This is a genomic window from Cryobacterium suzukii, assembly GCF_004403185.1.
Lineage (GTDB): Bacteria > Actinomycetota > Actinomycetes > Actinomycetales > Microbacteriaceae > Cryobacterium > Cryobacterium suzukii.
The window spans coordinates 135,120-160,626 of record NZ_SOHJ01000003.1 but is presented as its reverse complement, the minus strand read 5'-3'; the positions used below and the strand labels follow the sequence as shown (position 1 = coordinate 160,626).

The following is a 25,507-nucleotide window of genomic DNA, read 5'->3' as shown; positions in this document are numbered from 1 at the left end:
TTACGATTCCGTATCGCACTCGTCAAACCTGGGCTCGTGATCATTTTCTCGAGTGCTGACCCCTGAAATTGCACGTCCCCACCACACTTGTATAAGAACTCACAGCGAGCCGCGTCAGGCCAGGGTGCCGTCGACCAGTTTCACGATCATTGAGCAGTCCTTGCCGCCCTGGCCCTGGTCGATCAGGCGCTGGAATAGCTGCTGCACGTGCTGACCGATCTCGAGCGGTGTGTTGGTGGCGGCGGCAGCGGCGACCGCGAGGCCGATGTCCTTATTGGCGAGCTCGGCCGTAAAGGTCGGCGCGAAGTCGCGGTTCACGGCCGCCGATGGCACGACCCCCGCAATTGGATACCAGGTGCGCAGCGCCCAGCTATCGCCCGACGAAACGGATGCGATGTCCCAGAACACCTGCGGGTCCAGTCCCAACCGATCCGCCAGCACCGCTCCCTCGGCGGTTGCGGCGAGGCTGATGAACAGCATCAGGTTATTGCAGATCTTCGCGGCCTGGCCGGTCGTCGCCCCACCGGTGGGGATGATATTCGCGGCCATCGGCTTTATGTACTCGGTGGCGTCGGCGACGGCATCCGCTTTCCCGCCAATCATGAAGGTGAGCGTGCCCTTCTCTGCACCGGTGATGCCGCCAGAGACCGGGGCGTCGACAAAGCGAAAGCCCGCCGCCGCTGCCGCATCGTGCAGGACCTGGGACGATTCAATGTCGATCGTCGACGACTCCACGAGCAGGGTTTTTTGGTCGGCCTGAGCGAAGACTCCCTCATCGCCGAAGTACACCGCGCGGGCATGCTCACCCTTCGGCAGCATGGTGAAGACCACGTCGGCGCCTGCTACGGCATCTTTGATGCTCGTCGCGCGCGTGACTCCAGCGGCCACCGCCGCGTCGAGGGCGGGGGCGCTCAGGTCGAAGCCGCGCACGCTGTGCCCGGCCTTCACCAGGTTTGCCGTCATGGGGCCGCCCATGTGGCCAAGTCCAATCCATCCGATGACCGCCATGGCATAGCTCCTTCGCGTAGGTATCGGGCCTCAATGCCCGACAACTCCACGATGGCACAACTTAGCGCCAGCTAGTGCACGTACTCCAGCAGGTCGGCCCCGACCGCGCGCATGCCGTCGAGAACCGCGAGCCGCGTCATCAGCTGAGTGTCATCGAAGAGCAGCGTCACAGCGTAGGTCACGCCGGCCCGCGGTCCGCGGAGGATTCCCGCCTCGCTGCGCACCCCGGCAGTCGCTCCCGTCTTGTTGACCATGAGCAGACCGTGGTCGCTCTCCCGATGCGCGAGCGGATCCAGGCCGAAGGCGCTGGCCACGAGCGACAGGTCGGTGTTGAGCGACAGCCAGCCGATAACGCGCGCGCTCGTTTCAGCATCGACGATCTCGCCGCGGGCGAGCGCCGTGAACAGCCAGGTGAGTTCTTTAGCGCTCCCCACCGACAACTGTGGCGCGTCATCCGGCCCGCGCTTGGAACGCACCAGATCGAGCAGCGCCGTGCGGCTGAGCCCGAGTTGCTCGGTGCGGGCGCGTACCGAGTGCAGCCCGACAGCGCGAATAAGCACGTTGGTCGCGAGGTTGTCGCTCGTCGCGCCGACCAGCGCTGCGAGGTCGGCCACGCCGAGTCGTGAAATCTGCAGGTGTTGCCAGACCCCGGAATCGCTCACGGCGTCCGCGCCGGACCGCTCGAGCATCGTCGCCAGGCCGAATTCGGCGTCGTTCAGGCGCGCGGCCACCTCGATGAGCAGCAGCACCTTGCCAACGCTCGCCGTCGGCATCGACACGTGATCGTCGACCGAGAACAGCACCCGTCCAGTCGCGAGATCGGTCGCCCGCGCCGAAACCTGCACCCCGTTGAGGGCGAGGTCACCGAGGGACGCAAAGCCGCGGGTGAAATTCTCGGGCGAATCCGTCGTGCGGTGCTTGCCACCGGAGAGCGCGGCGTGGCGGGAACGGCCGGTGACGGCATCCGCTCGGCTGGAAGCAGCACCGGTGCCGTCGGCGTCGCGCTTAGAAAAGACCACTCGGCTCGATCCCTTCCTCGACAAACGCCCCGCGCCTGCCCCATCCCCGGCTCAGAAGAGCTTGTTCCTAGACTAACCCCGACGGGGGGACAATCGCGCTACCAGATGGTGACGCGCTGCTCGGGGGCGAGGTAGAGGGCATCCGTTTCGCCGACCTGGAACGCTTCATAGAACGCGGGAATGTTGCTGACGATCTGGTTGCAGCGAAACTCGTTCGGCGAGTGCGGGTCGATGGCCAGCAAGCGGATGGCCTCAGCGTCGCGCAGCTTCATTTGCCAGGCCTGGGCCCAGGAGAGAAAGAATCGTTCGGCACCGGTGAGTCCGTCGATGACCGGGCTGTCTTCGCCGTTGCGCGAAAGCAGGTACGCCTTCCAGGCGATGGAGAGCCCGCCGAGGTCGCCGATGTTTTCACCGATCGTGAGCGCGCCATTGACGGTGTTTCCCGGAATGGCCTGCGGCTCAAGCCCTTCGAACTGGGCGATGAGCGCGGTCGTGCGCAGCTCGAACGCGGCCTTGTCCTCGGCGGTCCACCAGTCGATGAGGCGGCCGTCGCCGTCGTACTTCGAGCCCTGATCGTCGAAGCCGTGGCCGATCTCATGGCCGATGACCGCGCCGATCGCGCCGTAATTAGCGGCCGGGTCGCGCGCGTCGTCGAAGAATGGAAACTGCAAGATAGCGGCCGGAAAGACGATTTCGTTGAATCCGGGGTTGTAGTAGGCGTTGATGGTCTGCGGCGTCATGAACCACTCGTCGCGGTCCAGCGGCTTGCCGATCTTGCCGAGCTCGCGCTGAAACTCGAACTCCCCGGCGGCCTTGACGTTGCTGATCAGGTCGTCGGCGTTGATGGACAGGCTCGAATAGTCGCGCCACTTCACCGGGTAGCCGATCTTCGGCGTGAATTTGCGCAACTTCTCGAGGGCTCGTGTGCGTGTCTCCTCGGTCATCCAGTCGAGGGTACTGATGCTGTTCTCGTAAGCCTGTACGAGGTTGGCCACGAGCACGTCCATGCTCTCCTTGGCGCTCGGCTTGAAGTGACGCTCCACGTAGATGCGGCCGACGGCCTCGCCCAGGGATCCCTCTACGAGCGAGACTCCGCGCTTCCAGCGGTCGCGCAACTGCGGGGTGCCACTCAGGGTGCGCCCGTAGAAGTCGAAGTTCGCCTCGACGAATTCGCCAGACAGATACGCAGCACTCGAGCGGATGACCTGCCAGCGCAGCCAGTCCTGCCACGATTCGAGCCGGTCGTCTGACAGGGCGGTCGCGAGTCCGGAGATGTAGCTGGGTTCCCGCACGACGACCTCCTCGAAGGCGCCGGCCGGGGCGTCGAGGCCCGCAAGCCAGAGGTCAACGTCGGCGCCCGCGGCGAGCGCGGAAACCTGGCCCCAGGTGCGCAGGTTGTAGGTCTTCTCGCTGTCGCGGGTGGAGACCTTGTCCCAGTGGTGCGAGGCGAGTTCGGTTTCGAGGTCGAAGACGCGCGCTGCACGCTCGGCTGCGCCGGCGAAACCGGCGAGGGTGAACATCCGCTCAAGAAATTCCTGGTACTTGGTGCGGATCTCGGCGAACTTTTCTTCGCGGTAGTAGCTCTCGTCTGGCAGGCCGATACCGCCCTGCGCGATGAAAACCAGGTAGCGCTCCGGATTGCCCGGGTCGTTGTCGACGTAGAGGTGGAAGGCTCCCGCGACGCCGCCACGCTCGAGGCGGCCGAGGGTCGAGAGGAGCTCGGAGATGGAGGTGACCGCGTCGACCGCTTTGAGGTCTGCGGTCAGCGGGGTGGAGCCGAGCGCTTCGATACGTTCTTCGTCGAGAAAGCTCGTGTACAGGTCGCCGAACTTGCGCTCGAGGCTGCCCGCGGGCGCGGTCTGCGCCTCGACGATGATTTCGCGCACGGCCTTCTCGGCGTCTTCGGCCAGCATCGTGAAGGAACCCCAGCGGGCCTTGTCGGCGGGAATCTCGCTGCGTGCGATCCATTTGCCGTTCACGTGCCGAAAGAGGTCGTCTTGCGGGCGCACCTCCGGGTCAAGTTCGTTCTGGTTGATTCCGGATGCAGTCGCCAGCTCAGTCATGGGTTCAGCCTATCCGGGGAGGATGACAGGTTGTCGCAGCGGGGTCGCACATGCCGTTCTGGATGCGCGCGCCCGGTATGGGAGCGCGCATCGGTAACCGGCGTAGCGCCCACCCAAATGGCGCGGCCATAGCTTTCGGGCGTGCGCCGATAGCGGATTATGTCGCGGCGAGCGTTCCGAGCGCCTCACGGGCGCGAGTCATCGAGGCGCCGAGCCCCCACTCGGTCGACAACCGCTCGAGCACGGCAAGTTGATCAGGGGTACTCAGGCGGATGCGGGCGTCGAACGCCGGCAGATCCAGGTCGCGCACGACCTGCACCACGGCCGGGGCCACCGTGAGGTAGTCGGTGGCGGCGAGGATCTTCGAGCGAACGGATGCCCCCATCACCGTTTTCGGGTCGCTGGCGGCCGTCACGATGCCGTCGAGGTCACCCCAGGAGGCCAGCAGGATCGCCGCGGTCTTCTCCCCCACCCCGGCGACTCCTGGCAGCCCGTCGGAGGCGTCGCCGCGCAGGACCGCGAAGTCGGCGTATTGCGCCGGGGTGACGCCGGTCTTAGCGGTGAGGGAGGCATCCGTCAGTGTCTCCAGCCGGGACATGCCGCGCCCGGTGTAGATGACGCGCACGTGGCGGGAATCGTCGACGAGCTGAAAGAGGTCGCGGTCGCCGGTGACGATGTCGACGGAGATCGACGCGTGCGAGGCCAGGGTGCCGATCACGTCGTCGGCCTCGTGGTGGGCGGCGCCGATGATGGGGATGCCGAGGGCGTCGAGCACCTCGCGGATGATCGGAACCTGGGGACTGAGCAGGTCGGGCACCGATTCGATCGCGGGGTCGGCATCCGTTGCCGGCTCGGCGGCGACCCGGTGGGTCTTGTAGGTGGGGATGAGGTCGACCCGCCACTGCGGGCGCCAGTCGTTGTCCCAGCAGGCCACGATCTCGGTCGGCCCAAACTCGGTGCTGAGCCGGGCGATCATGTCGAGTAGTCCGCGCACGGCGTTCACCGGCGTTCCGTCGGGGCCGCGCACGGTGTCGGGCACGCCGTAGAACGCGCGAAAGTACAGGGCTGCGGTGTCGAGGAGCATGCGGCGCTCGGGTTGAGGGGTCACGGCGAGCAGTTTGCCACGGTAGGCCCGTGTTGGCGCGATGACCGCGCCCGATCTGGGTGGGCGCTACGGTATCCGGCGTAGCGGGTGCCGATATCGGGCGCCCTCCTACGCGCGTGGCGGGCCGGCGCGGGTAAGCGCGCCAGGTACGGGTGGGCGCGCCATCTGTAGGTGGCGCGGTGACCCGCAACTGGCGCGCCGACGGGCGGCGACCGCCTACAGCGCCTTGAGCTCCTCGGTCACCTGGGCGACGGATTTCTTGGCGTCGCCGAAGAGCATCGTGGTGTTGGCTCCGAAGAACAGCGGGTTCTCGATGCCGGCAAAGCCCGAACTCATCGAGCGCTTGAGCACGATCACCGCGCGCGACTGGTCGACGTTGAGCACTGGCATCCCGAAGATGGGCGAGTTCGGGTCGGTGCGTGCGGCGGGGTTGGTGACGTCGTTGGCGCCGATGACGATGGTGACGTCCGTGCGGGAGAACTCGCCGTTGATGTCGTCCATCTCCTTCATCGCGTCGTAGGAAACGTCGGCCTCGGCAAGGAGCACGTTCATGTGCCCGGGCATGCGCCCGGCCACCGGGTGGATCGCGTACTTGACCTCGATGCCGCGTGCTTCGAGCACCTTGGCCATGTCCTTCACAGCGTGCTGGGCCTGGGCGACGGCGAGTCCGTAACCCGGAACGACGATGACCTGGTTGGCGTAGGCGAGCTTGATGGCGGCATCCGCTGCAGAGGTGGATTTTGCGACCTGGTCTCCGTTGCTCGTGGCCGCATTGCCCTGGGATCTGCCACCGAACCCACCGGCGACGATCGACGGAATCGACCGGTTCATGGCCTTCGCCATGAGGTTGGTGAGGATGGTGCCCGATGCCCCGACGAGCATGCCGGCGACGATCATCGCGATGTTGTTGAGCGCGAGTCCGGCAGCCGCCGCGGAGAGACCGGTGAGGGCGTTGAGCAGCGAGATGACGACGGGCATGTCGGCGCCGCCGATCGGGAGCACGGTCATGACCCCGAGGATGCCCGCCAGGATGAGGATTGCGACGAACCAGACCAGGGCCGCGCCCGTGGTGGTTGAGCCGATCCCGACGACGACGGCCGCGACGACGGAGCCCAGGAACAGGATCGCGTTCAGCGGCTGTTGCAGCCGACCGACCGACAAGGGGTGCCCGGGCAGAATCTGCTGCAGTTTCAGGAACGCGACGATCGAGCCCCAGAACGACAGTGAGCCGATGATCGCCGCGAACAGGGACGCGATCACCAGTGGAAGCACCGGGCCGGACGCGACGCGGAGACCGGTGAAACCGTCGCTTTCGAGGAATTCACCCCAGGCGATGAGCGCGACGGTTCCGCCGCCGACTCCGTTGAACAGGGCGACGAGCTGCGGCACGGCCGTCATCTTCACCTTGCGAGCCGGCGGGATACCGACGATCACTCCCACGACGAGAGCGGCGATGATCACCAGCCAGCTGCCGGTGTCGCGGATGTGGATCAGGGTCGCAATGAACGCGACGCCCATGCCGGCCGCAGCGATCTTGTTGCCGCGCACAGCAGATCTCGGGGCAGTCAGCCCGGAGAGCCCGATAATGAACATCGCGAACGCGACGATGTAGAGAGCGTAAACGAGGATATCCATGGTCAGTTCTTCCCGTCGGTCGAAGCGGCGGGGCGGGTTTTGAACATGGCGAGCATCCGGTCGGTCACGACGAAGCCGCCGATGACGTTGACGGTGCCGAACACGATCGCCACGAACGAGATGATCTGCAGCGGAATACTGGGGTTATGTGCCGTGCCGAGCACGGTAAGGGCGCCGAGCACGACGATGCCGTGGATGGCGTTTGTGCCAGACATGAGGGGGGTGTGCAGCGTGTTGGGTACTTTCGAGATGACGGCGAAGCCGATGAAGCCCGAGAGCACGAGGATGGCGATGTTCGCCAGAAAGTCGGTGTAGTCCATGGGTCAGATCCTGTTCGGGGCCGTGGCACGCGTGACGCAGGAGAGCGCCACGACGTCGTCGGAATAGTCGGGGTCGAGTCGGCCGTCCCGCACGAGCAACTCGAGCAGCGCGGTGAGGTTCTTTGAGTAGAGCTCGCTGGCATGCTCGGGCATGGTCGAGGGCAGGTTGAGCGGCGAGGCAATCGTGACGCCGCCGACGACCACGGTCTGGCCGGGAACGGTGAGCTCGCAGTTGCCGCCGGTCTCCCCCGCCATGTCGATGACGACACTGCCCGGTTTCATACCGTGCACGGCCGCAGCGGTCACGAGTCGCGGCGCCGGCCGCCCAGGCACGAGGGCGGTGGTGATCACGACGTCGAAGGTGGAAATCGCTTTCTCCAGTGCTGCCTGCTGCGCGGCGCGCTCGTCGGCGGTGAGCTCGCGGGCATAGCCGCCGTCACCGGCCGCGTCGATGCCCACGTCGAGCCATTGCGCGCCCACCGACCGCACCTGGTCGGCGACCTCCGGGCGCACGTCGTAGCCGGTTACGCGGCCGCCGAGCCTTCTGGCGGTGGCGAGAGCCTGAAGCCCGGCGACGCCGACGCCGAGCACGAGCACGCTCGCCGGTTTGACCGTTCCGGCCGCCGTCGTGAGCATCGGGAAGAATCTAGTCGACAACGACGCTGCGAGAATGACCGACTTGTAGCCGGCCACGTTCGCCTGCGACGAGAGGGCGTCCATCACCTGAGCCCGGGAGATGCGCGGGATCGCCTCGACCGCGTAGCCGACGATGCCAGCATCTTGCAGCGCGACGATCTTGTTATCTGTGTTGCGCGGTGCGAGGAACCCGATCAGGGTCGTGCCCGCCCTGAGGCGGGCTATCTCGGCGTCGGTGGGCGGAGCGACCTTGAGCACGATGTCGGCGCTCCAGGCGTCACCGATGGTGGCGCCAGCTTCGAGATAGAGGTCGTCACCCATGAGCGCCTCGGCTCCCGCGCCGGATTCGACAACGACGTTGAGCCCCCTGGCAACGAGAGACGCGACGGCGCGCGGCACGAGGGCAACTCGCCGCTCCTCCGCCCCGCTCTCACGCACGACGCCGATTCGGGGCGTCTCAGGGTACGGTCGGGGATCCGGCATGGTCGAGCCTTTCGAAACGGATGTCCGCACGCTCGTCACTGAGGCGGCAAACATTCTTGCGGGATGAACGCGGGCACCTGAACCAAAAATGATGTTCCCGGCGCGTGCCCGAAGCGTCCACGGTCGGCAGAAGCTTCTGGGACGAACATATCGGGATGGGGCGGGGGATAGGCCCGATATGCGGTCGCCGCTGATGAAAGATTTGGCTTTCTTAACACTTCAGCGGGTTGCCCTGAGGCGTTTTCACGTCCTGAGCACGCAGCATCCGTTTCGCATTTTCGTTGGAGTGGCTGCGGGATCACGGGGCGAGCCACCGCCGGCGCGCCCGCCGTAGAGTCGAACCATCAACATTTTGCGGGCACAGCCCATCGACCGCGACATTCTGCGACTCGCCGTGCCCGCGCTCGGCGCGCTCATGGCTGAACCCCTGTTTCTGCTGGCGGATTCGGCCATGGTCGGACACCTCGGAACCACCCCGTTGGCCGGACTCGGCCTGGCGAGCGCGGTGCTGCAGACCATCATCGGCCTGATGGTGTTTCTCGCCTACAGCACCACCCCGGCGGTGGCCCGCTGGCTCGGCGCCGGCGACACGCGCAAGGCAGTCTCCGTCGGCATCGACGGGCTGTGGCTCGCCGTCGGCCTCGGCGTCGTTCTCGCGGCCGGTGGCCTGCTCGCCGTCCCGGTACTCGTCGGCGCGTTCGGCGCCGAAACGGCCGTGACAGCGGATGCCGCCACCTACCTCGGCATCTCGATGGTCGGCCTGCCCGCCATGCTGCTGGTGTTTGCCGCCACCGGACTGCTGCGCGGCCTGCAAGATACCCGCACCCCGCTCTACGTCGCCGGGATCGGCTTCGGCGCGAACATCGCGCTCAACTATGTCTTCATCTACCTGCTGGGCTGGGGCATTGCCGGATCGGCCGTTGGCACCGTCGTAGCGCAGTGGGGCATGGCCCTGGTCTACCTCGTGGTGGTCGCCACGCATGCCAGGCGCCACAGCGCTCCGCTGCGCCCGCACCGGGCCGGAATGCTGCTCGGCGCCCGGAGCGGCGGCTGGCTGTTCCTGCGCACGCTGAGCCTACGCGCCGCCATGCTGCTCGCCGTGTTTGTGGCCGCCCAGCTCGGCTCCCCCGAGCTCGCGGCCTTTCAGATCGCCATGACCCTGTTCGCGACGCTCGCTTTCGCGCTCGACGCCCTCGCCATCGCCGCCCAGGCCCTCGTCGGTCGCGGCCTCGGTGCCGGGGATGTGACCGGGGTGCGCGCCATCCTGCGCCGCTGCCTCGAGTTGGGTCTGCTCGCCGGGATCGTGCTCGCGGTCGCGGTGATCGGCACGAGCGGGGTGCTCGGGCACGCGTTCACCAATGCCTCGGCGGTGACGGAGCTGCTTCCGCTGACCCTGATCGTGCTGGGGGCATCCGTTCCCCTCGGCGCGGTGGTTTTCGTGCTCGACGGCGTACTCATCGGCGCCGGCGACGCCCGCTATCTCGCGCTGACCGGGCTGGTGAATCTCGCGGTGTTCGTACCGCTCGCCGGAGCAGTGCTGCTCTGGGCGCCGGCGGGTGCGGCCGGGCTCGCGCTGCTCATGGCCGCGTTCGCGCTCGGCTATCTCGGCGCCCGCGCCGTGACCCTCAGCTTGCGCGCGCGCAGCAAGGCTTGGATGGTCGTCGGGGCGCTCTGACTTCACCAGATGCCTTCCGGTTGCGCGCCCAAGAGTGCGGGCCACTCACGCGTCCGACAACTGGTTGCGAGGCCGGAATCTGCCGACAACGCTACTCGAGCGGGTAAGCGAGAGCGTTCTGACAGATGCCCAGCGTCACGCGGTCGCCGACCCGGGGCAGGTCGGGCGCTGCAATGCGCGCACGCACCGCCGTTTTCTCTGCGTCAGCGAGAGCAAAGCTGACCAGGGCATCGTGGCCGGCGTAGGCGATGGCTGTGACGACGGCATCCGTTGTGGGCTGGGCCGAACCCCGCGCGCCCAGGGTCAGCCATTCCGGGCGGAGGAGTACGCGCACGCTCGTTCCGTCGGCGGGAGCGGATGCTGCGCCCCGCTCGCCCATCGGCCCACCGGACGACCGCTCGGACCGTGACTGCACGCCCATCCAGTCTGCCGCGAGTGAGCCAAGGGCGCACTCCACCCGGCCGTCCCTCCAGTGACCGTCGAGTTCGACGGTGTCGCCGACGAACCCGGCAACCCAGGGGTCGACCGGGCGCTCGTAGACATCCGCCGGGGTGCCGAATTGCAGAATCTCGCCGCCGCGCATCACGGCCACGAAGTCGGCGAGGGAAAGCGCCTCTTCCTGGTCGTGCGTCACGAGCAGGCTCGTGTTGTGCTGCCCGCGCAGCAGGGCAGCGACCTCGGTGCGCAGGGCCGAACGCAGCAGCGGGTCGAGGGCCGCGAACGGTTCGTCGAGCAGCATGAGGTCGGGCCGGGGGGCGAGCGCCCGGGCCAGCGACACCCGCTGAGCCTGGCCGCCGGAGAGCTGCGAGGGGGCGCGATCCACGAGTTCGGTCAGGCCCACGAGGGTGGCCAGTTCGGTGATTCGGGCCGCTCGGCTGGTCTGGCGGCTGCGGTCTGGGCTGATCGGTGCCGCCGCGAGGTGGCTCGAGGGCGCGCTCACGCGCACCGGGGCGCGGGCCACGCGACCACGCCGGGTGAGTCCGGCCAACAGTCCGCCGACTCCGCCGGAAGTCTCGCCGGGTTCGCAGTAGAGGTCGTCGTTCTGCTTCGTGCGCGGCAGTCCGAAGCCGATGTTCTCGCCGACCGACAGGTGCGGAAACAGGGAGGCATCCTGGGGAACCCAACCCATGCCGCGCTTCTCCGGAGCGCGCTGCACGCCGGGGCCGGTGACGAGGCGCCCACCGACCGTGATCGTGCCGGAGGCGACCGGCAACAGACCCGCGACCGCGCGCAGGAGAGTGGTCTTGCCGCATCCGCTTGGACCGAGAACGGCCACGAGTGAGCCGCGCGGAATGCGCAGGCTGACGTCGTCAAGCACACGCGTGTCACCGTAAGAGACGCTCAGCGCCTCGATCGCTACCCAACCCACTAGTTCTCCCTTGCTGTGCCGCGGATGCCCGACAGCAGCACCGCGGGCACCATCGCCACGAGCACGAGCGCCGCAGCGTAGGGCGCGGCAGCGCCGAACTCGAACAGGGCCGTGCGACTCCACAACTCGGTCGCGAGCGTCGAAATGCCCGTCGGCCGCAGCAGCAGCGTCGCTGGCAATTCTTTCATGGCCGAGATGGCCACGAGCAGTGCGCCGATCGCGATGCCGGGCAGGGCGAGTCGTGCGGTCACCCGCCACCAGGCCTGGAACGGTGAGAGGCCGAGCATGCGCGATACGTCGCCGAGGCTCGTCGGTACCGCCGCGATGCCGCTGCGCACGCTGCCGATGGCGCGAGGCATGAACAGAACGACGTAGGCGAAGACGAGCACGAGCGAGGTTTGGTAGAACATCGGCACCGCGGCGAGTGCGAAGAACACGAGGGAGAGGCCCACGACGATGCCGGGCAGAGCATGGCCGAGAAAGCCGACGGCCTCGATTACCGCGACCAGCCTTCCGCGGTACCGGGCGGCGAGCGCGGCGATCGGCAGTGCCACGAGCACCGCGATCACGGCGGCCGCCAGGGCCAGCCCGAGGGTCGCGCCGATCGCCTCGACCAAACGCGGCACGTCGATAGCGCGCAGGGTTTCGGCCTCGAGCAGGCGAGTGAGCAATCCGACCACCGGAACCACGACCCCGGCGAGCGGCGCGGCGAGGAGCACCGTGACGTAGACGGGCCAGGTACGGCCGGGCGCGCGCGCCGGCATGGTACTCCGACCGGGAACACTGGAGACTTGGCGGCGGCTGTGACGTTCGCCAGCCACGACCACGAGGGCGAGCACGACGAGCACGAGGGCGAGCAGCGCGGCCTGGTTGCGGTCGAAGCTCGCACCGTACGCGGCGTTGATTCCCCAGGTGAGCGTCTGAAACCGCAGCATCGAGACGAGCCCGAAGTCACTCAGCGAGTAGAGGCAGACCAAAAGTGCCCCGGCGATGGCGGCCGGGCGAATCTGCGGCCAGGTCGCGGCCGCGAATGCGCGCAGCGGGCCACGACCGAGGGTGCGGGCCACCGATTCCAGATCTGCGGATGCCCCGCGCAGGGCCGCAGCGACCGGCAGCGTCACGTAGGGGGTGCAGACCATGGTCATGACGAACCAGCTGGCCCAGAACCCATTGAGGTGGGGAAACCAGACCAGCCAGCCGTAAGCGGCCAGGTAGCTTGGAACCGCGAGCGGCAGCGCGGAGACCAGCAGCAACGTGCGCTGGAAGGGCAAGCGGATGCGCGTGAGAATCCACGCGCAGACCGTGCCGAGCACGAGGCACGACAGGGTGACGGCCGCGGCGAGCAGCACCGTGTTGACCGTGAGCTGCAGCACGCGCTGGCGCATCAGGGTGTCGAGCAGTTCGGTGAGCCCCGCCTCCGTCGTGCGCACCACGAGGTAGACCAGTGGAATGGCGGCGGTCGCCGCGCAGAGCGCGGCGAGCACCAGCAGCCAGGGTGGCGCGCCAAAGCGATACCGGCCGGGAGTGCGTGGCGGGGCATCCGTTTCGAGCGGCGGAATAAGCAGCTCAGTCACGAGAGGCTCCCGCCGCAGGGTAGGGCGCGGCCCCCGACCCGAGCCCGCAACCGCGCCTTCACTACTGCAATGCTAGATCAGGCCGTGCTTGCCGAGCAGGGCCTGCGTGTCAGCGAGGGTGTCGAGATCGGCCAGGTCGAGGTCCGGGTTGACGAGCGAGTCAAGCTCTGGCAGTCCGGCCGGGGCGTCGATGCCGCCGATGAGCGGGTACTCGTAGGTCTCGTCGACGAAATACTGCTGGGCATCGGTGCCGACGAGATAGTCGATGAACTCGAGCGCGTCGGCATCCGATGCGGCGCCCGCGAGCAGGCCGGCCCCCGTGACGTTCACGATCGATCCGGCATCGCCAGCCTCGGGGTAGGAGAGCTGCGCGCGCATGTTGGCCTCGCCGGTTTCGGCGGCCTGGGCGAACCAGTAGTAATGGTTGATGAGTCCAGCCTCGATGACCCCGTCGTTGACGGCGGCGAGAATGGCTCGGTTGTTATCGAAGATGACCGGATCGTTGGCGGCAACGGCGGCGACCCACTTGTCGGCGGCCTCTTCGCCGTTCAAAACCCGATAGGCGGTGACGAAGGCTTGAAAGCTCGCGTTGGCCGGCGCGATGCCGAACTTTCCGGCCCAGGCGGGGTCGGTGAATGCATCAACACTTGAAGGCACGTCGGCCGCACCCATCGCCTCACTGTCATAAGTGATCACCCGGGCCCGGCCGGTGACGCCGACCCAGGTGTCGTCGGTCGAGGTAAATCCGGCCGGGACCTTGTCGGTGGTTGCTGCTGGCAACGTCGCGAACAGGTCGGCGTTGCTCAGGGCTCCGAGCGCTCCGGCGTCCTGCGCGAGAAACACCTGGGCCGGAGTGGCCTCGCCCTCTTCGAGCAGGAGCGCGCCGAGCTCAGCGGTGTTGCCGTAACGTACCTCGACGCTGATGCCGCTCTGCTCTTCGAACTGGTCGATCAGCGGCTGGATGAGCGCTTCGTCGCGACCCGAGTAGAGGGTGAAGGCGTTGTCGCTGGTTTCCGCTGGGGCTGACGGCTCGGCGGCCTGGGTGCAGCCGGCAAGGGCAAGGACAGAGGCACCGGCCAGGAGGGCGGCGACAGGGAAGGGGATGCGCATGGGACTCCAGAGACGTGGCGAACGATTTCTAAGGTAAGGCTACGCTAACTTTGGCGTTGAGGCGAATCGTGGATCCGCTCGATCAGGGCAAGCCGCATGGCCTCGCTGGCCGCGACGCGCGACCTTTGGCGGAGCGCGCGGAGGGAATAGCCCGCGTCAGCACACCGTTGACCCCACTCAACGATGCGGTTCAGGCACTCGCTGCCTGTCTCGTCCGATACGAAGGAATGACAATTTTGGATCTAATCAACCGACACGGCATCATCACCGGAGCAGGGCAGGGAATAGGGCGGGCCCTGGCTGTTGAATTCGGATCGCGAGGCGCACACCTGCTCCTGGTGGGCCGGAAAGAGTCAACGCTCACCGCGACAGCCCAGCTGGTCGAAGCCGCCGGAGGCACGGCCGAAGTCCTGACGCAGGATCTCACCCTGCCTAACAGTGTTGACCGAGTTTCTGAGGCCGTCGAGTCGTGGCCCACCGTCGACCTGCTAGTGAACAATGCCGGCAACGTTCGCGCCGGGCGCCTCGAATTGACCAGCGAGGCCGATATTCGATCCATGATCGATCTCAACCTCGTTGCCCCCGTGCTTCTGACCCGGGCACTGCTGCCGCGTCTTCGCGCCGGCGCCGACCGGGACAGCATTGTCTTGAACATTTCCAGCGGAATCGCCCTCGTCGGCATGCCGTTTTATTCTGTCTACGCCGCAACCAAGGCCGGCCTCGCTCGTTTCGGAGAATCCCTGCGGCGCGAATTGACCGGATTGGGAGTGCACGTCGCGACCGTATACCCGGGCGCGACGGATACGGACATGATGTCATCGCAGAATGCCGCCGCCTCACCGGGCTGGGAGCGCCGATCCCTCGACGACGTCATTGCCGATGTGCTGGCCGGGCTGGAGGCTGGCGACCACGAAATCAACACAGCCCCCGAAGGCCGGCGTGGCATGCAGGAGCTCAACATCTCCGACCCCATGGCCGTCGATGCCGCGATGGCTCCCGGGCTCGCAGATTTGGAATCCGCGGTACGAGACCACCGCAGCATCTAGGCGGTCGTTCGCCGGGCTGGCGGCATCCGTCGGCCCGGCCGACCGCATCCGTTCGCCGCAGAAACGACACAAAAAAGCCTGGCGACCGCCGCGCGGGAACGCGCAGCGACCGCCAGGCCGGTAAAACGACCTATCGGCTGATGACAACCTTCAGGGCGTTGGTTTCGGCGGCGCGACCGAAGGTGTCATACGCTTCCAGCATCTGATCAAAGCTGAAGTGGTGACTGGCGAACTTCTCGGCGGGGAGCTTGCCCTGCGCGACGAGCTTAAGCAGCATCGGGAGGGTGTTCGTGTTGACCAGGCCCATGCTGATGTTGATGTTCTTGATCCAGAGCTCTTCGAGGTGCAGCTCGACGGGCTTGCCGTGCACTCCAACGTTGGCGACGCGGCCGCCGGGGCGAACGATCTCCGTCGCCATTGTGAAGGTCTGCGGGATTCCAACGGCCTCAATGGCCACATCGACTCCGGCCCCATCGGTCAGCGCGAGAATCTGCGCCTTCCAGTCGGTGGCAGAGGACACGACCGTGTCCGTCGCGCCGAATTCCTTGGCCTGCTCGAGGCGGTTCTTGTCGAGGTCAATGGCGATGATCGTGGCGGCTCCGTAGAGGCCGGCGGTGGCCATCGCTGAGAGGCCAACCGGCCCGGCGCCGATTACGGCGACCACGTCACCGGGCTTGATCTGACCGTTCTGAACGCCGATTTCAAAACCGGTCGGCAGGATGTCGGACAGCATGACGGCCTGATCTTCGGTGACGCCTTCCGGCACCTTGTAGAGCGAGTTCTCGGCGTAGGGCACACGCACGAATTCAGCCTGGGTACCGTCGATCAAATGACCGAAGATCCAGCCGATGCCGCTCGTTCCCTCGTCACCGAGGCAGTGCGAGTAGAGTCCGGTCTTACAGTTAGCGCAATGTCCGCAGGACTTGACGCACGAAATGATGACCCGATCTCCGACGCTGAGCGTGCTTACGGACGAGCCGATTTCGGTAATGGTGCCAACACCCTCGTGGCCGAGAATTCGGCCCTTCGTGACGGCGGGCACATCGCCCTTGAGAATATGCAGATCCGAGCCACAAATGGTGGTCGTCTCAACCCGCACGATCACGTCGGTCGAGTTGATGATCTCGGGATTTGGAACGTCGGTCCAGGACTTGTCGCCGGGACCGTTATAAACCAGTGCCTTCACTGACTTTCTCCTCTTATCGAATCGCGGGCCTCTTACGGCAGGAGCTTTCGCCCCGTTCCGGGCTCGTTACTTTCAGCATGCGCCTCGAGTCTGGGAGCCAGAGGCACGTTGTGCGGTGCCGGCACCGGCATCGCAACGCGGCATCGGTTAAGCTCGACCAGTGCGCCTTGTAATTGCGAAATGCTCCGTTGACTACGCCGGGCGTCTCAGTGCGCATCTGCCGCTGGCCACTCGCCTGCTGATGATCAAGTCTGACGGTAGTGTGCTCGTGCACTCCGACGGCGGCTCATACAAGCCGCTCAACTGGATGAGCCCGCCCTGCTCCGTCACGATTTCCGAACCCGACAGTGATCAAGCGGATGCCGGCATCACCGCCCTCTGGACGGTCACCCACGCCAAGACCGCCGACCAACTCGTGGTCAGCGTCTACGAGGTGCAGCACGACTCCGCGCACGAACTCGGCATCGACCCCGGCCTGATCAAGGACGGCGCCGAGTCACACCTGCAGAAGTTGCTGGCCGAGCACATCCATCTGCTCGGTGAAGGCTTCACTTTTGTGCGCCGCGAATACATGACGGCGATCGGGCCGGTCGATATCCTCGCGCAGGACGCGAGCGGCCGGTCGGTCGCGGTAGAACTGAAGCGCAATGGTGATATCGATGGGGTCGAACAGCTCACGCGCTACCTCGAACTCATGAACCGTGACCCACACCTGGCACCGGTCAGCGGGGTTTTCGCCGCGCAAAAGATCAAGCCGCAGGCCCGCAAGCTGGCCGAGGATCGCGGCATCCGTTGCCTGCTGCTCGACTACGACGCGATGCGCGGACTCGACGATACGGCCTCGAAGCTCTTCTAGCTCGCTGTACCGCGCTAACCGGGCAAAAGCTGAGAAATAATGGGCAAATGGGGGAAGTGCGTTGAGATCGCCTAGGCTGGTGCGAGTGAATCCCACTCTGACGCGCACCTGGAGCGCCATCCTCTTTGACCTCGACGGAACCATTACCGATTCCGCCCCGGCCATCACCAGCTCTTTGGCTCGCACCTTCACGTTGCTCGGCCGCCCCGTTCCCTCCGATTCCGAGCTTCTCGCCTATGTCGGCCCGCCAATGCTCGACGCCTTTCAGGAATACGCGGGCATGACCGCCGACGAAGCCCATGAGGCCATCGCGGTCTACCGAGCTGAATACCACGGTGCTGCCGCACTGGATACGGCTGTCTTTCCCGGCATCGCCGGTCTGCTCGAGCGCATCCACGCTGCGGGCATTCCGCTCGCCCTGGCCACCAGCAAGCCCGAACTGAGTGCGATCGCCATTCTCACGCATTTCGACCTCGCGAAGTACTTCACGACAACGGTCGGGGCCTCCGCCGACGAGACCCGCAGCCACAAGGCCGACATCGTCGCCGAGGCCCTGGCGCGCCTTGCAGCAACCGGAGTCGACACCAGCGGTGCCGTCATGGTGGGTGACCGCAGCTACGACGCCGTCGGTGCCGAGGCCAATGGCATTCCGGCAATTCTGGTGGAGTGGGGCTACGGCTCCCCCGCCGAAGCCGCCGCGGCGACCGCCGTCGTGCACTCGACCGACCAGCTCGGTCGTTTGCTGCTCGGCTGAGACCCGGCGTCTAGGAGTCGAAGCCGAGACCCAGCGCGTCGAGGCTCCTGAGTAGGGCGTTGCGCTTGCCGCGGTTGTGGTCGGCACGGTCCAGCGCCCACCGGGTGGCCTGAATTCCAACGAATGCGATCGGCTCCGGCGGGAACGAAAGTGGACGGCCCCGCACCATGGCCAGTTCAGTGCGTTCCGTGCTGCGGCCGGCCAGCTGGTCGAGCATGACCTGGGCCGCGAAGTGCGTGGCGCCAACGCCGAGGCCGGTGAATCCGGCGGCGTAGCTGATGCGTCCGCCTCGAGCCTGCCCGAAAAAGGCGCAAAACCGGGTCGAGGTGTCGATGGCACCGGCCCATTTGTGGCTGAAGCGCACCCCGGCCAGCTGCGGAAAGGTCGTGAAGAAGTGACTCGCGAGCTTTTCAAAGCTTTCGGGTCGGTTCTCATAGCCGCTGCGCACTCTGCGCCCATAGTGATAGACGGCGTCGTAGCCGCCGAACAGAATGCGGTTGTCGGCGCTCAGCCGGTAGTAGTGAAACTGATTGGCCAGGTCACTGAGGCCCTGCCGGTTCTGCCAGCCGATCGCGGCGAGTTGGTCGTTGTGGAGCGGTTCGGTCATGAGCACGTAGTCGTAGACCGGCACGGTTGCGAGTTTGTTGCGCTTGAGTAGCGAGGGGAAGACGTTCGTGGCGAGCGCCGTCTTGCGAGCGGTTACGGTGCCGCCCGCCGTCACGATTCGGGTGCCTTGCGCCGCGGTTAGTCCGGTCGTGTCGATGTTCTGCACGAGCGAGTGCTCGAAGATCTCGACGCCGAGCCCGGTGGCCACCCGGGCGAGCTCGGCGGCGAGCTTGCCCGGATGCACGAGGGCGTTGCTGCGCCGATGCCACACCCCGGCCAGGTAGGTCGGCGAGGCCACCTCGGCCTGCACGGCCGCCGCATCGAGAAAGACGGTGTTGTCATCAGTGTCTTCTTCGCACAGCCACTGAACCTGGTGCTCCTCGACGGCGAGGTCGATGGCGCCGGTGCGTTCGAAATCGCAGTCGAGGCCGAGGCTCGCCACGGCCCGCTCAATCTCGTCGAGATTTTCCTGGCCGAGCTCGGTCAGCCGGTCGATCTCCTGCGGCCAACGGCGGCGCCCGTTCTCTTGACCGTGGGTGAGACTCGCCTCGCAGAAACCACCGTTGCGGCCGGATGCTGCCCAGCCCACCGTGCGCGCCTCCAGCAGCACCACTCGCGCCGCCGGATTCTGCTGCTTGGCCAGCACCGCGCTCCACAGGCCCAGGTAGCCGCCGCCGACGATTGCGAGGTCGCAGTTGAGGTTGCCCGAGAGGCGGGGATAGTTCGCGCGCGGAGCGAGGTCATCGAGCCAGAAGGAGCCCTGCCGGGTATCGACGAACGAATCGGCGACGACGGATGCTGCGGGCCGGGCTCGGTCGAAAATCGTGCGGCTCATGCGTGGCAGCTCGTCATGGTGGCGTCCTCTCCTCCGGACGGGGCCCGGGCCCGATCCACGGGCCCAGTTTATAGACTGGGCCCGTGGACGGGGCCCGGGCCCCGTCCGGTTCGCGGACATCCGCTTAACGCAACAGTGCCGCCCCGCAGAAGCGGGACGGCACCAGATCAAACGCTGAGACTAGATGATCGCGGCGCGCAGGGCGGCAGCGGCAGCTGCCGGGTCCTCGGCGCCGTAGATTGCTCCGCCGGCAACGGCGACCGTTGCTCCGGCGCGCTGCACGGAGGAGATGGTCGACAGGTTCACGCCGCCCGCGAGGGAGAAGGGAACCTTGGCGGTCTCGCCCTGGTTGAGCAGTGTTGCCAGCGAGAAGCCGGGCTCGGCCTGCTCGTCGAGTCCGGCGTGCATCTCCACGAACTGGGCGCCGAGCGCGGTGACCTCGCGGGCGCGGGTGACCTTGTCGGCAACGCCGATGAGGTCGACGACGATGCCCTTGCCGTGCTTGGTCGCGGCGGCGACGGCACCGATGATGGTGCTGTCACCAGCCGTGCCGAGCACGGTCACGAGGTCGGCGCCGGCGGCGAAGGCGATGTCGGCTTCGAGCTCGCCGGCATCCATCGTCTTGAGGTCGGCGAAGACGATCTTGTCGGGGTGCGCAGCCTTGATCGCGGTGACGGCGCGCAGGCCCTCTGCCTTGATCAACGGGGTGCCGAGCTCGATGATGTCGACGTGGGGGGCGACCTGAGCGGCCAGCGTGAGCGCCGCTTCGGTGGTCAATACGTCCATTGCTACCTGGAGCTTCATGGGGTTCTGCTTTCTGTTGGTGATGAAGAGTGGAAAGTTCTTGGAAAAGGTGCGCGCCTTATTCGAGGTTGGCGTGACGCGGCCAGAGCTGTTCGGCCGTGGCGCCGCTCAATTGCCAGAGCGTGTGAAACAGGGCGTCGCCGACGAGCAGCACTGCTTGCTCGAACAGACCGCCCGAATACTGCGCCGACACCTGTCCGGCATGGTCCTGCTTGGTCGCGGCCGGAATGACCACGGTCACCGCAGCGAGCCGCCCGAGCGGCGACTCGGGAGCCGTGGTGAGTGCGATAATGTTCGCGCCCACGCTGTGGGCCGTCTCGGCGGCTCGCACAATGGCGCCCGTCGTCCCGGAACCACTGGCAACCAGCAACAGGTCGCCAGAAGCGATCGCCGGGCTGGTCACCTCGCCGACAACGTGCACGTCGAGTCCGAGATGCATCAGCCGCATAGCGGTCATCTTCAGCGCGAGGCCGGAGCGACCGGCACCCAGTACGAATACACGGGGCGCCGCAGCGAGCACGGTGACCGCCTCGTCGAGCGATGAAGCGGATGCAGACCGCAGCGCGTCGACGACGTGGCTGTTCTCGGCGAAAATGAGCCCGAGGGCATCCGCTGCAGTTGGGGTGGTTGTCGTTTCGGTCATAGGTCAATACTCCACTCCTTCGAGCGGGAGTGCTGCCCGCCAAAAGAATGGTTAAACTACCCAAACGGATGGTTCTGAGTGGGAATCAGGGATGGCCCGGGTAGGCTATACCTATGACGATCTTCGCAACCTCCCCCGAGCCCGGCACCCGCCCTGCCACCTCATCCGCGCAGACCGCACGCAGCGCGGCGGCCGAGCGCTCGAAACTCATCGCCGACCTGACCGACGCGCACGCGACCACGCTGGAAACCCTGCTCGCCGTGCTGCGCTCGGGTAGCACGAGTGACACGGCCGCCCGCCAGAAAGCCACCGAGCTGGCGGCCGCTGCGATGGTCGCCCTGCGCGCGGTGAGTGACCTGGATCGCAGCCTCACCGAGGAACCCGTCGCCCAGGCCTTCGAACGACTGCGCGACGATCTGCGCCCGCTCGTGCGTTTCGGCGATCTCGATGTGCAGTTCATCGAGCCACCGGTGAATGGGCGCGCCCTGCCCGGTGAGGTCGCCCACGAAGCCCGCGCCATCGTGCGCGGCGCCGTGCTTGCCCTGGTCGAACAGACCGGGGTCGCCCGGGTGCGCGTGCAATGGGACTGCGACGGCAGCAACCTGCTCATTCGCATTCGCGACGACGGACCGGGCGACCTCGACGCGGAGGTGCCCAGTGTGCGTCAACTGGCAGCCCGCGTCGTCGCCCTCAGCGGCACCCTGGGCGTCGAGGCGACCGCCGGCTGGGGGTCCGAGATGGCGGTGTCACTTCCGCTCGACGCGCCCACGGCATCCGTTTCTGCCGCTGCGGCCTGGGGGCTCAGCCCACGCGAACGCGGCGTGCTCGAGCTCGTGGCGTCGGGCGCGCGCAACAAGGCGATCGCCGAGGCGCTGACCATCAGCGAGAACACCGTGAAGTTTCACGTGGCCAACCTACTGCGCAAGGTGGGCGCCTCGACCCGCGCCGAATTGGCCGCCCTCGCCCGCTGACGCGCGCTCGTTCGCCGCGCCAGCTATCGCGCGCCGCCCCCTCTAAGGCTGGCGCGCCCACCCGCAACTGGCGCCATGACCCGCGCTGAGAAGGCATCGGAGAGAAGCATCTCGAGACCACCCGCCAGACGCGGACGACCAACCGCCTAGCCGGTCCAGCGCAACCCCGAGCGCATCGCGTAGGCATCCTGCTCGAGCTCACGCAGCGCATGCCGCCGGCCGCTCCTGATCCGGCTTCGGATCACGACCCACCGCGCTCTGGGTCGACTCAACGCAATAGTCAGCGACAGCCGGCGCGTCCATTCTCGCAGCCCTGGTTTTCGAGATTCCGAAACAGGCCACCGCTCATATTCTGGACGGCTGAAACGGGGCGCATCTTTCCCTCGGCACCGGCCGCCACTCGGGCTCCTGATATATCCTCAATATTAGGGGTAGTGGACTAGCCCACACGCGGCTTTCCCGGGCTTCGGCGAACCGGCACCATGGTCGAATCCCGACAGCGGAGGTCATCATGACAATCGGATTCGACACACGAGCGCAGCCCGTCACCATGCCCGTGGCGCACTTAACCGTTCATCTATTTGGCAACCTGACCATTCGTCGAGGATCGGTTGTGCTGCACGCGCATCAGCTCGGCGGCCCGAAACCACGTCAAATTCTGGAGATCCTGCTCGTACGCCTGGGACGGCCGGTCTCAAAGGACCGCCTCATTGAGCTGCTCTGGGGAGCCACACCGCCTCTCGAAGCCCTGCCCACACTGGAAAGCTACGTCAGTGTGCTGCGTCGCCACCTGCAGCCGGGTGCGGGCAAATTTGGCCCGCTACAAACCACGACCGGCGGTTACGTGCTGGACCGCGACCTGGTCGACGTCGACCTCGACCAATTCGACGTTCTATTGCAGCGAGCACAGAAGACCATTCCAACCCTGGCCTACCCCCTGCTGCTTCGGGCCCTTAACCTCGCCGCCGCACCGCTGCTCGGCGATGAACTGGTACCTGCGTGGGCGTCGGAGGTCCGCGAGTTGCACGCTTCGCGGCTGACGTCTGCCCGCATCCTTGCGGCGGAGACCGCCGCGACCCTGCACCGCATCGATGATGCCCTCGACTTTGCGAGACTCGCGCTGGCCGACGATCCGCTTAATGAGCGGGCATGGACCGCCCTCATCCATGGGCTGGAAACCAGCGGGCGCCACGCGGAGGGCCTACAGGCCTATGAGCGTTGTCGCCAGGCCATGCAGAGCGAACTCGGCTGTGCGCCCGGCTCCATACTGCGTTCCGCCCAGCAACGACTGCTGCACGCGACGGCCGAAGGCGACGGCGATCTTTCGGACGTACTCTCGGCCCTTCTCATGCTGCACAACCAACTTCGCGTGTCGCCCGTACCCGCCATCGGAGAGATTTCTCGTCCCGATACGGCGTTGAGCACCACCACGCCACGACCAGAACCGGGCGCCCAATCCCTGCGGGAGGCCACCAATGTCGTCACGTCATTCCTCCAACGAGTACTCGCTTGCACCTAGACCGACCGCTCTACCACATGGGGGGGACGAACGACAAGCACTCGACAGAAACTCATGTAATGCACATACTGATCTCGACGATCACAGGACGCGGTACCTTCCGCCCGCAGCGAGGCTCGAACCGGGTCAGAGAGGTCACTGGAAATGAGCACGAAGATGTCCCCAATCAAACCCAACGTCCAGGGAATGACACCAACCTTGCTGGCGCCCACAATGACGGCCCCCAGTAAAATTCGCATCCTCATCGTCGACGACCACACGACCTTCACCGAACTGCTCACCGGTTCCCTCGACCGCGAACCCGACCTGTGCAGCGTCGGCTCGGCCAACAGCGTCGCGAGCGGCATCGCCGCGTGCCTGGCGCTGTCCCCCGACGTCGTCGTCATGGATTACCACCTGCCCGACGGCAGCGGGCTCGTCGCGGCCGCCGCCATCCTGGCCCGCGCGGCCCACACCCGCATCGTGATCCTCACCGGCGACCCGGCGCTGGAAGCTCTCGAACAGGCAGCTGCGATCGGCGTTTGTGCCTTCCTCCCCAAGGACGGCTCCCTCGCAACGGTGCTCGACACCCTCCGGCACGCACGCATTGGCGGTTTCATCGTTCATCCGTCGCTCGTAAGTTTGCTCAGCACCCGGCGCCGCCTGCGCAGCGAGGAGATCCCGTTTCCCGACCTCACCAAACGTGAACTGGCGGTGCTCCGACTCATGGGCGAGGGTTCCGACGTTCGCGCCAACGCCAAGACCCTGGGAATTTCCGAAAACACCTGCCGCGGCTACGTGAAATCCATCCTCGGCAAACTGGGCGCACACTCACAACTGGAGGCCGTCGTCGTCGCAACCCGTCTTGGCTTGGTACCAGCCCAACATGTCTAAGCGACCCCCGAGGCTTTCCCGGCCGGAAGAAAATCAGGCTGCTGAGCGCTCAGAGGTACGTGCAGCCGTGCAGCGTTTTCTCCTGACCGGACTCATCGCGTTGGTGGTCGTTGCTGTTCCCGTGGGGCTCTGGGTGCGTGCGCAGGCCGCGGCCAATGCCATGACTAACGCCGTGTTGTTGACGCAACGCCTGGCGGACTACTCGCTCGGCCCACTACTTACCGACGCCGTGCTCGACGGCGCCGCCGGCGCCGACCGCCAGCTCAATGAGCGGCTGGCCCCCCGCCTGGCCGACGGCGCCCTGGTGCGAATCAAGGTGTGGGACGCCACCGGGCGTGTGATCTACTCGGACCTGCCGATGCTGGTCGGTCGACATTTTGACATGCCCAGTTGGGCTCCCCAACTGCTGGCTGACGGCCAGGGGAGGGCCAGCCTGGAGGCCCAGGATGAAGTTGAAAATCAATTCGAAACCGGTAACGGTGATCTGGTGGAGGTGTACGTTCGCGCCATCGCCGTCAATGGTCAGGCTTTGGTCGTGGAAGCGTATTTCAATGACGCGGATGTGCGTGCGGATCAGGACTCCGTCCTGCTCGGTCTGATCCCCACTTTCCTGCTGTCACTGGGTGCCTTGCAGCTGGCCCAGCTCATTCCGGCCATCCAGCTGGCCCGTCGAATACAGGGGCACCAGTCGGTCCGACGCAAGCTGCTGCAACACGCCATCGATGCCTCCGATCTGGAACGCCAGCGCATCGCCCGCGATCTGCACGACGAGGTCATTCAGGATTTGGCTGGCTTGTCGTACGCCCTCGAGGCCGAGGAGATGCACTCAACGCCCGAGAATCGTCCACTCTTCGCGCAGGCCAAGGCAATCCTGCAAAAGAACGTGAGCACGCTGCGCTCCATGTCCTCCGAACTGTATCCGCCCGATCTTGATGAGCTGGGCCTGCCCGAAGCACTCGCTCAGCTCGCCGCGCGCGTGCTCGAGCATGGAATCGAAGTCAAGCTCCAGATACCGGCCGACTGTGACCTCGACCGCGATCGGGCTGCCATGTTCTACCGGGTTGCCCGAGAGGTGCTCGCCAACACCGTGAAACATGCCCGTGCCGGCATCCTGGAACTGACTCTCATGCAGGACGACGACCGCACCATTCTGCTGATCCACGACAACGGATGCGGCTTCGACCTGTCCGCCGACGCACCAGACAACCACGTGGGCCTGCGCATCATGCGCGACACCATCCAGGTCGCCGGAGGTTCGCTCGAGGTACGCTCCTGGATGGGCGGTGGCACCTCGGTCATGGCCACTCTGGATCGAGAGGCTCCCGTTCGAACGCGGTAACCGGACATCGCCGCCGCCGTAGGAACCCGCTCCATAATATGATCGGCACGGTCGCGCACAGCATCCGTCAGACCAATC

22 protein-coding genes are annotated in these 25,507 nt (G+C 66.3%); 8 read left to right on the top strand and 14 right to left on the bottom strand.

From position 1 onward, the window contains the following. Positions 1-114: 114 nt before the first annotated feature. The 7 genes from mmsB to E3T39_RS03850 form a co-directional block, all read right to left on the bottom strand. Complete coding sequence (gene mmsB / locus E3T39_RS03880) at positions 115-1,008, bottom strand: 3-hydroxyisobutyrate dehydrogenase (RefSeq protein WP_134513415.1); 894 nt, start codon at positions 1,006-1,008, stop codon at positions 115-117. Positions 1,009-1,079: 71 nt separating this feature from the next. Continuing rightward, positions 1,080-2,027, bottom strand: coding sequence for a serine hydrolase (locus tag E3T39_RS03875; RefSeq protein WP_134513414.1), 948 nt, complete (start codon positions 2,025-2,027; stop codon positions 1,080-1,082). 98 nt (positions 2,028-2,125) lie between these two features. Continuing rightward, positions 2,126-4,090: a M13 family metallopeptidase gene (locus E3T39_RS03870; RefSeq protein ID WP_134513413.1), complete on the bottom strand. Its 1,965-nt coding sequence runs from the start codon at positions 4,088-4,090 to the stop codon at positions 2,126-2,128. Positions 4,091-4,247: 157 nt separating this feature from the next. Next, on the bottom strand, positions 4,248-5,174 hold the full coding sequence (locus E3T39_RS03865) for a 5'-3' exonuclease (protein ID WP_134513516.1): 927 nt from the start codon (positions 5,172-5,174) through the stop codon (positions 4,248-4,250). Positions 5,175-5,411: 237 nt separating this feature from the next. Then, positions 5,412-6,830: an NAD(P)(+) transhydrogenase (Re/Si-specific) subunit beta gene (locus tag E3T39_RS03860; RefSeq protein ID WP_134513412.1), complete on the bottom strand. Its 1,419-nt coding sequence runs from the start codon at positions 6,828-6,830 to the stop codon at positions 5,412-5,414. A gap of 2 nt (positions 6,831-6,832) precedes the next feature. Continuing rightward, the gene (locus E3T39_RS03855; protein WP_134513411.1) at positions 6,833-7,150 is read right to left on the bottom strand and encodes an NAD(P) transhydrogenase subunit alpha part 2; all 318 of its coding nucleotides are present in this window, start codon (positions 7,148-7,150) and stop codon (positions 6,833-6,835) included. A 3-nt stretch (positions 7,151-7,153) separates the two neighbouring features. Beyond that, positions 7,154-8,269: a Re/Si-specific NAD(P)(+) transhydrogenase subunit alpha gene (locus E3T39_RS03850; RefSeq protein WP_134513410.1), complete on the bottom strand. Its 1,116-nt coding sequence runs from the start codon at positions 8,267-8,269 to the stop codon at positions 7,154-7,156. A 352-nt stretch (positions 8,270-8,621) separates the two neighbouring features. On the opposite strand from E3T39_RS03850, the gene E3T39_RS03845 reads away from it, so the two are divergent. Further along, the gene (locus E3T39_RS03845; protein WP_134513409.1) at positions 8,622-9,944 is read left to right on the top strand and encodes an MATE family efflux transporter; all 1,323 of its coding nucleotides are present in this window, start codon (positions 8,622-8,624) and stop codon (positions 9,942-9,944) included. Positions 9,945-10,035: 91 nt separating this feature from the next. Here E3T39_RS03845 and E3T39_RS16360 read toward each other — a convergent pair whose 3' ends face one another. From E3T39_RS16360 to E3T39_RS03830, 3 genes are all read right to left on the bottom strand, one after another. Beyond that, a complete protein-coding gene (locus E3T39_RS16360; protein WP_241979495.1) occupies positions 10,036-11,313 on the bottom strand; it encodes an ABC transporter ATP-binding protein in 1,278 nt (425 codons plus the stop codon). Beyond that, on the bottom strand, positions 11,313-12,887 hold the full coding sequence (locus E3T39_RS16275) for an ABC transporter permease (protein WP_198416080.1): 1,575 nt from the start codon (positions 12,885-12,887) through the stop codon (positions 11,313-11,315). The genes E3T39_RS16360 and E3T39_RS16275 overlap by 1 nt, the downstream gene beginning before the upstream one ends. 72 nt (positions 12,888-12,959) lie before the next feature. Then, positions 12,960-13,997: an extracellular solute-binding protein gene (locus E3T39_RS03830; RefSeq protein ID WP_134513407.1), complete on the bottom strand. Its 1,038-nt coding sequence runs from the start codon at positions 13,995-13,997 to the stop codon at positions 12,960-12,962. A 236-nt stretch (positions 13,998-14,233) separates the two neighbouring features. Between E3T39_RS03830 and E3T39_RS03825 the strand changes: the two genes are divergently transcribed. Then, positions 14,234-15,043, top strand: a complete 810-nt coding sequence (locus E3T39_RS03825) for an SDR family NAD(P)-dependent oxidoreductase (RefSeq protein WP_166784028.1) — start codon at positions 14,234-14,236, stop codon at positions 15,041-15,043. A gap of 130 nt (positions 15,044-15,173) precedes the next feature. Here E3T39_RS03825 and E3T39_RS03820 read toward each other — a convergent pair whose 3' ends face one another. Next, positions 15,174-16,229 (bottom strand): zinc-dependent alcohol dehydrogenase family protein, encoded by a 1,056-nt coding sequence (locus E3T39_RS03820; RefSeq protein WP_134513405.1) that lies wholly within the window; start codon positions 16,227-16,229, stop codon positions 15,174-15,176. Positions 16,230-16,389: 160 nt separating this feature from the next. Between E3T39_RS03820 and nucS the strand changes: the two genes are divergently transcribed. Together nucS and E3T39_RS03810 are read left to right on the top strand one after the other, a co-directional pair. Further along, the gene (nucS, locus tag E3T39_RS03815; protein ID WP_134513404.1) at positions 16,390-17,085 is read left to right on the top strand and encodes an endonuclease NucS; all 696 of its coding nucleotides are present in this window, start codon (positions 16,390-16,392) and stop codon (positions 17,083-17,085) included. Between the two features lie 85 nt (positions 17,086-17,170). Further along, complete coding sequence (locus E3T39_RS03810; protein WP_241979494.1) at positions 17,171-17,839, top strand: HAD hydrolase-like protein; 669 nt, start codon at positions 17,171-17,173, stop codon at positions 17,837-17,839. Positions 17,840-17,849: 10 nt separating this feature from the next. Here E3T39_RS03810 and E3T39_RS03805 read toward each other — a convergent pair whose 3' ends face one another. From E3T39_RS03805 to hxlB, 3 genes are all read right to left on the bottom strand, one after another. Continuing rightward, positions 17,850-19,280, bottom strand: a complete 1,431-nt coding sequence (locus tag E3T39_RS03805) for an NAD(P)/FAD-dependent oxidoreductase (protein ID WP_134513403.1) — start codon at positions 19,278-19,280, stop codon at positions 17,850-17,852. A gap of 180 nt (positions 19,281-19,460) precedes the next feature. Further along, complete coding sequence (gene hxlA / locus E3T39_RS03800; protein ID WP_104191384.1) at positions 19,461-20,084, bottom strand: 3-hexulose-6-phosphate synthase; 624 nt, start codon at positions 20,082-20,084, stop codon at positions 19,461-19,463. A 58-nt stretch (positions 20,085-20,142) separates the two neighbouring features. After that, positions 20,143-20,727, bottom strand: a complete 585-nt coding sequence (gene hxlB / locus E3T39_RS03795; RefSeq protein ID WP_134513402.1) for a 6-phospho-3-hexuloisomerase — start codon at positions 20,725-20,727, stop codon at positions 20,143-20,145. A 113-nt stretch (positions 20,728-20,840) separates the two neighbouring features. Here hxlB and E3T39_RS03790 point away from each other — a divergent pair, with 113 nt between their 5' ends. From E3T39_RS03790 to E3T39_RS03775, 4 genes are all read left to right on the top strand, one after another. Continuing rightward, entirely contained in the window at positions 20,841-21,698 is an 858-nt protein-coding gene (locus E3T39_RS03790; protein ID WP_134513401.1) for a LuxR C-terminal-related transcriptional regulator, read from the top strand. 511 nt (positions 21,699-22,209) lie between these two features. Further along, positions 22,210-23,217: an AfsR/SARP family transcriptional regulator gene (locus tag E3T39_RS03785; protein WP_134513400.1), complete on the top strand. Its 1,008-nt coding sequence runs from the start codon at positions 22,210-22,212 to the stop codon at positions 23,215-23,217. A 186-nt stretch (positions 23,218-23,403) separates the two neighbouring features. Further along, positions 23,404-24,090 carry a response regulator transcription factor gene (locus tag E3T39_RS03780; RefSeq protein ID WP_241979493.1) on the top strand — a complete coding sequence of 229 codons (687 nt, stop codon included), beginning with the start codon at positions 23,404-23,406 and terminating at the stop codon, positions 24,088-24,090. Next, positions 24,083-25,429, top strand: coding sequence for a sensor histidine kinase (locus tag E3T39_RS03775; RefSeq protein WP_134513398.1), 1,347 nt, complete (start codon positions 24,083-24,085; stop codon positions 25,427-25,429). Before E3T39_RS03780 ends, E3T39_RS03775 begins: the two co-directional genes overlap by 8 nt. Positions 25,430-25,507: the final 78 nt, after the last annotated feature.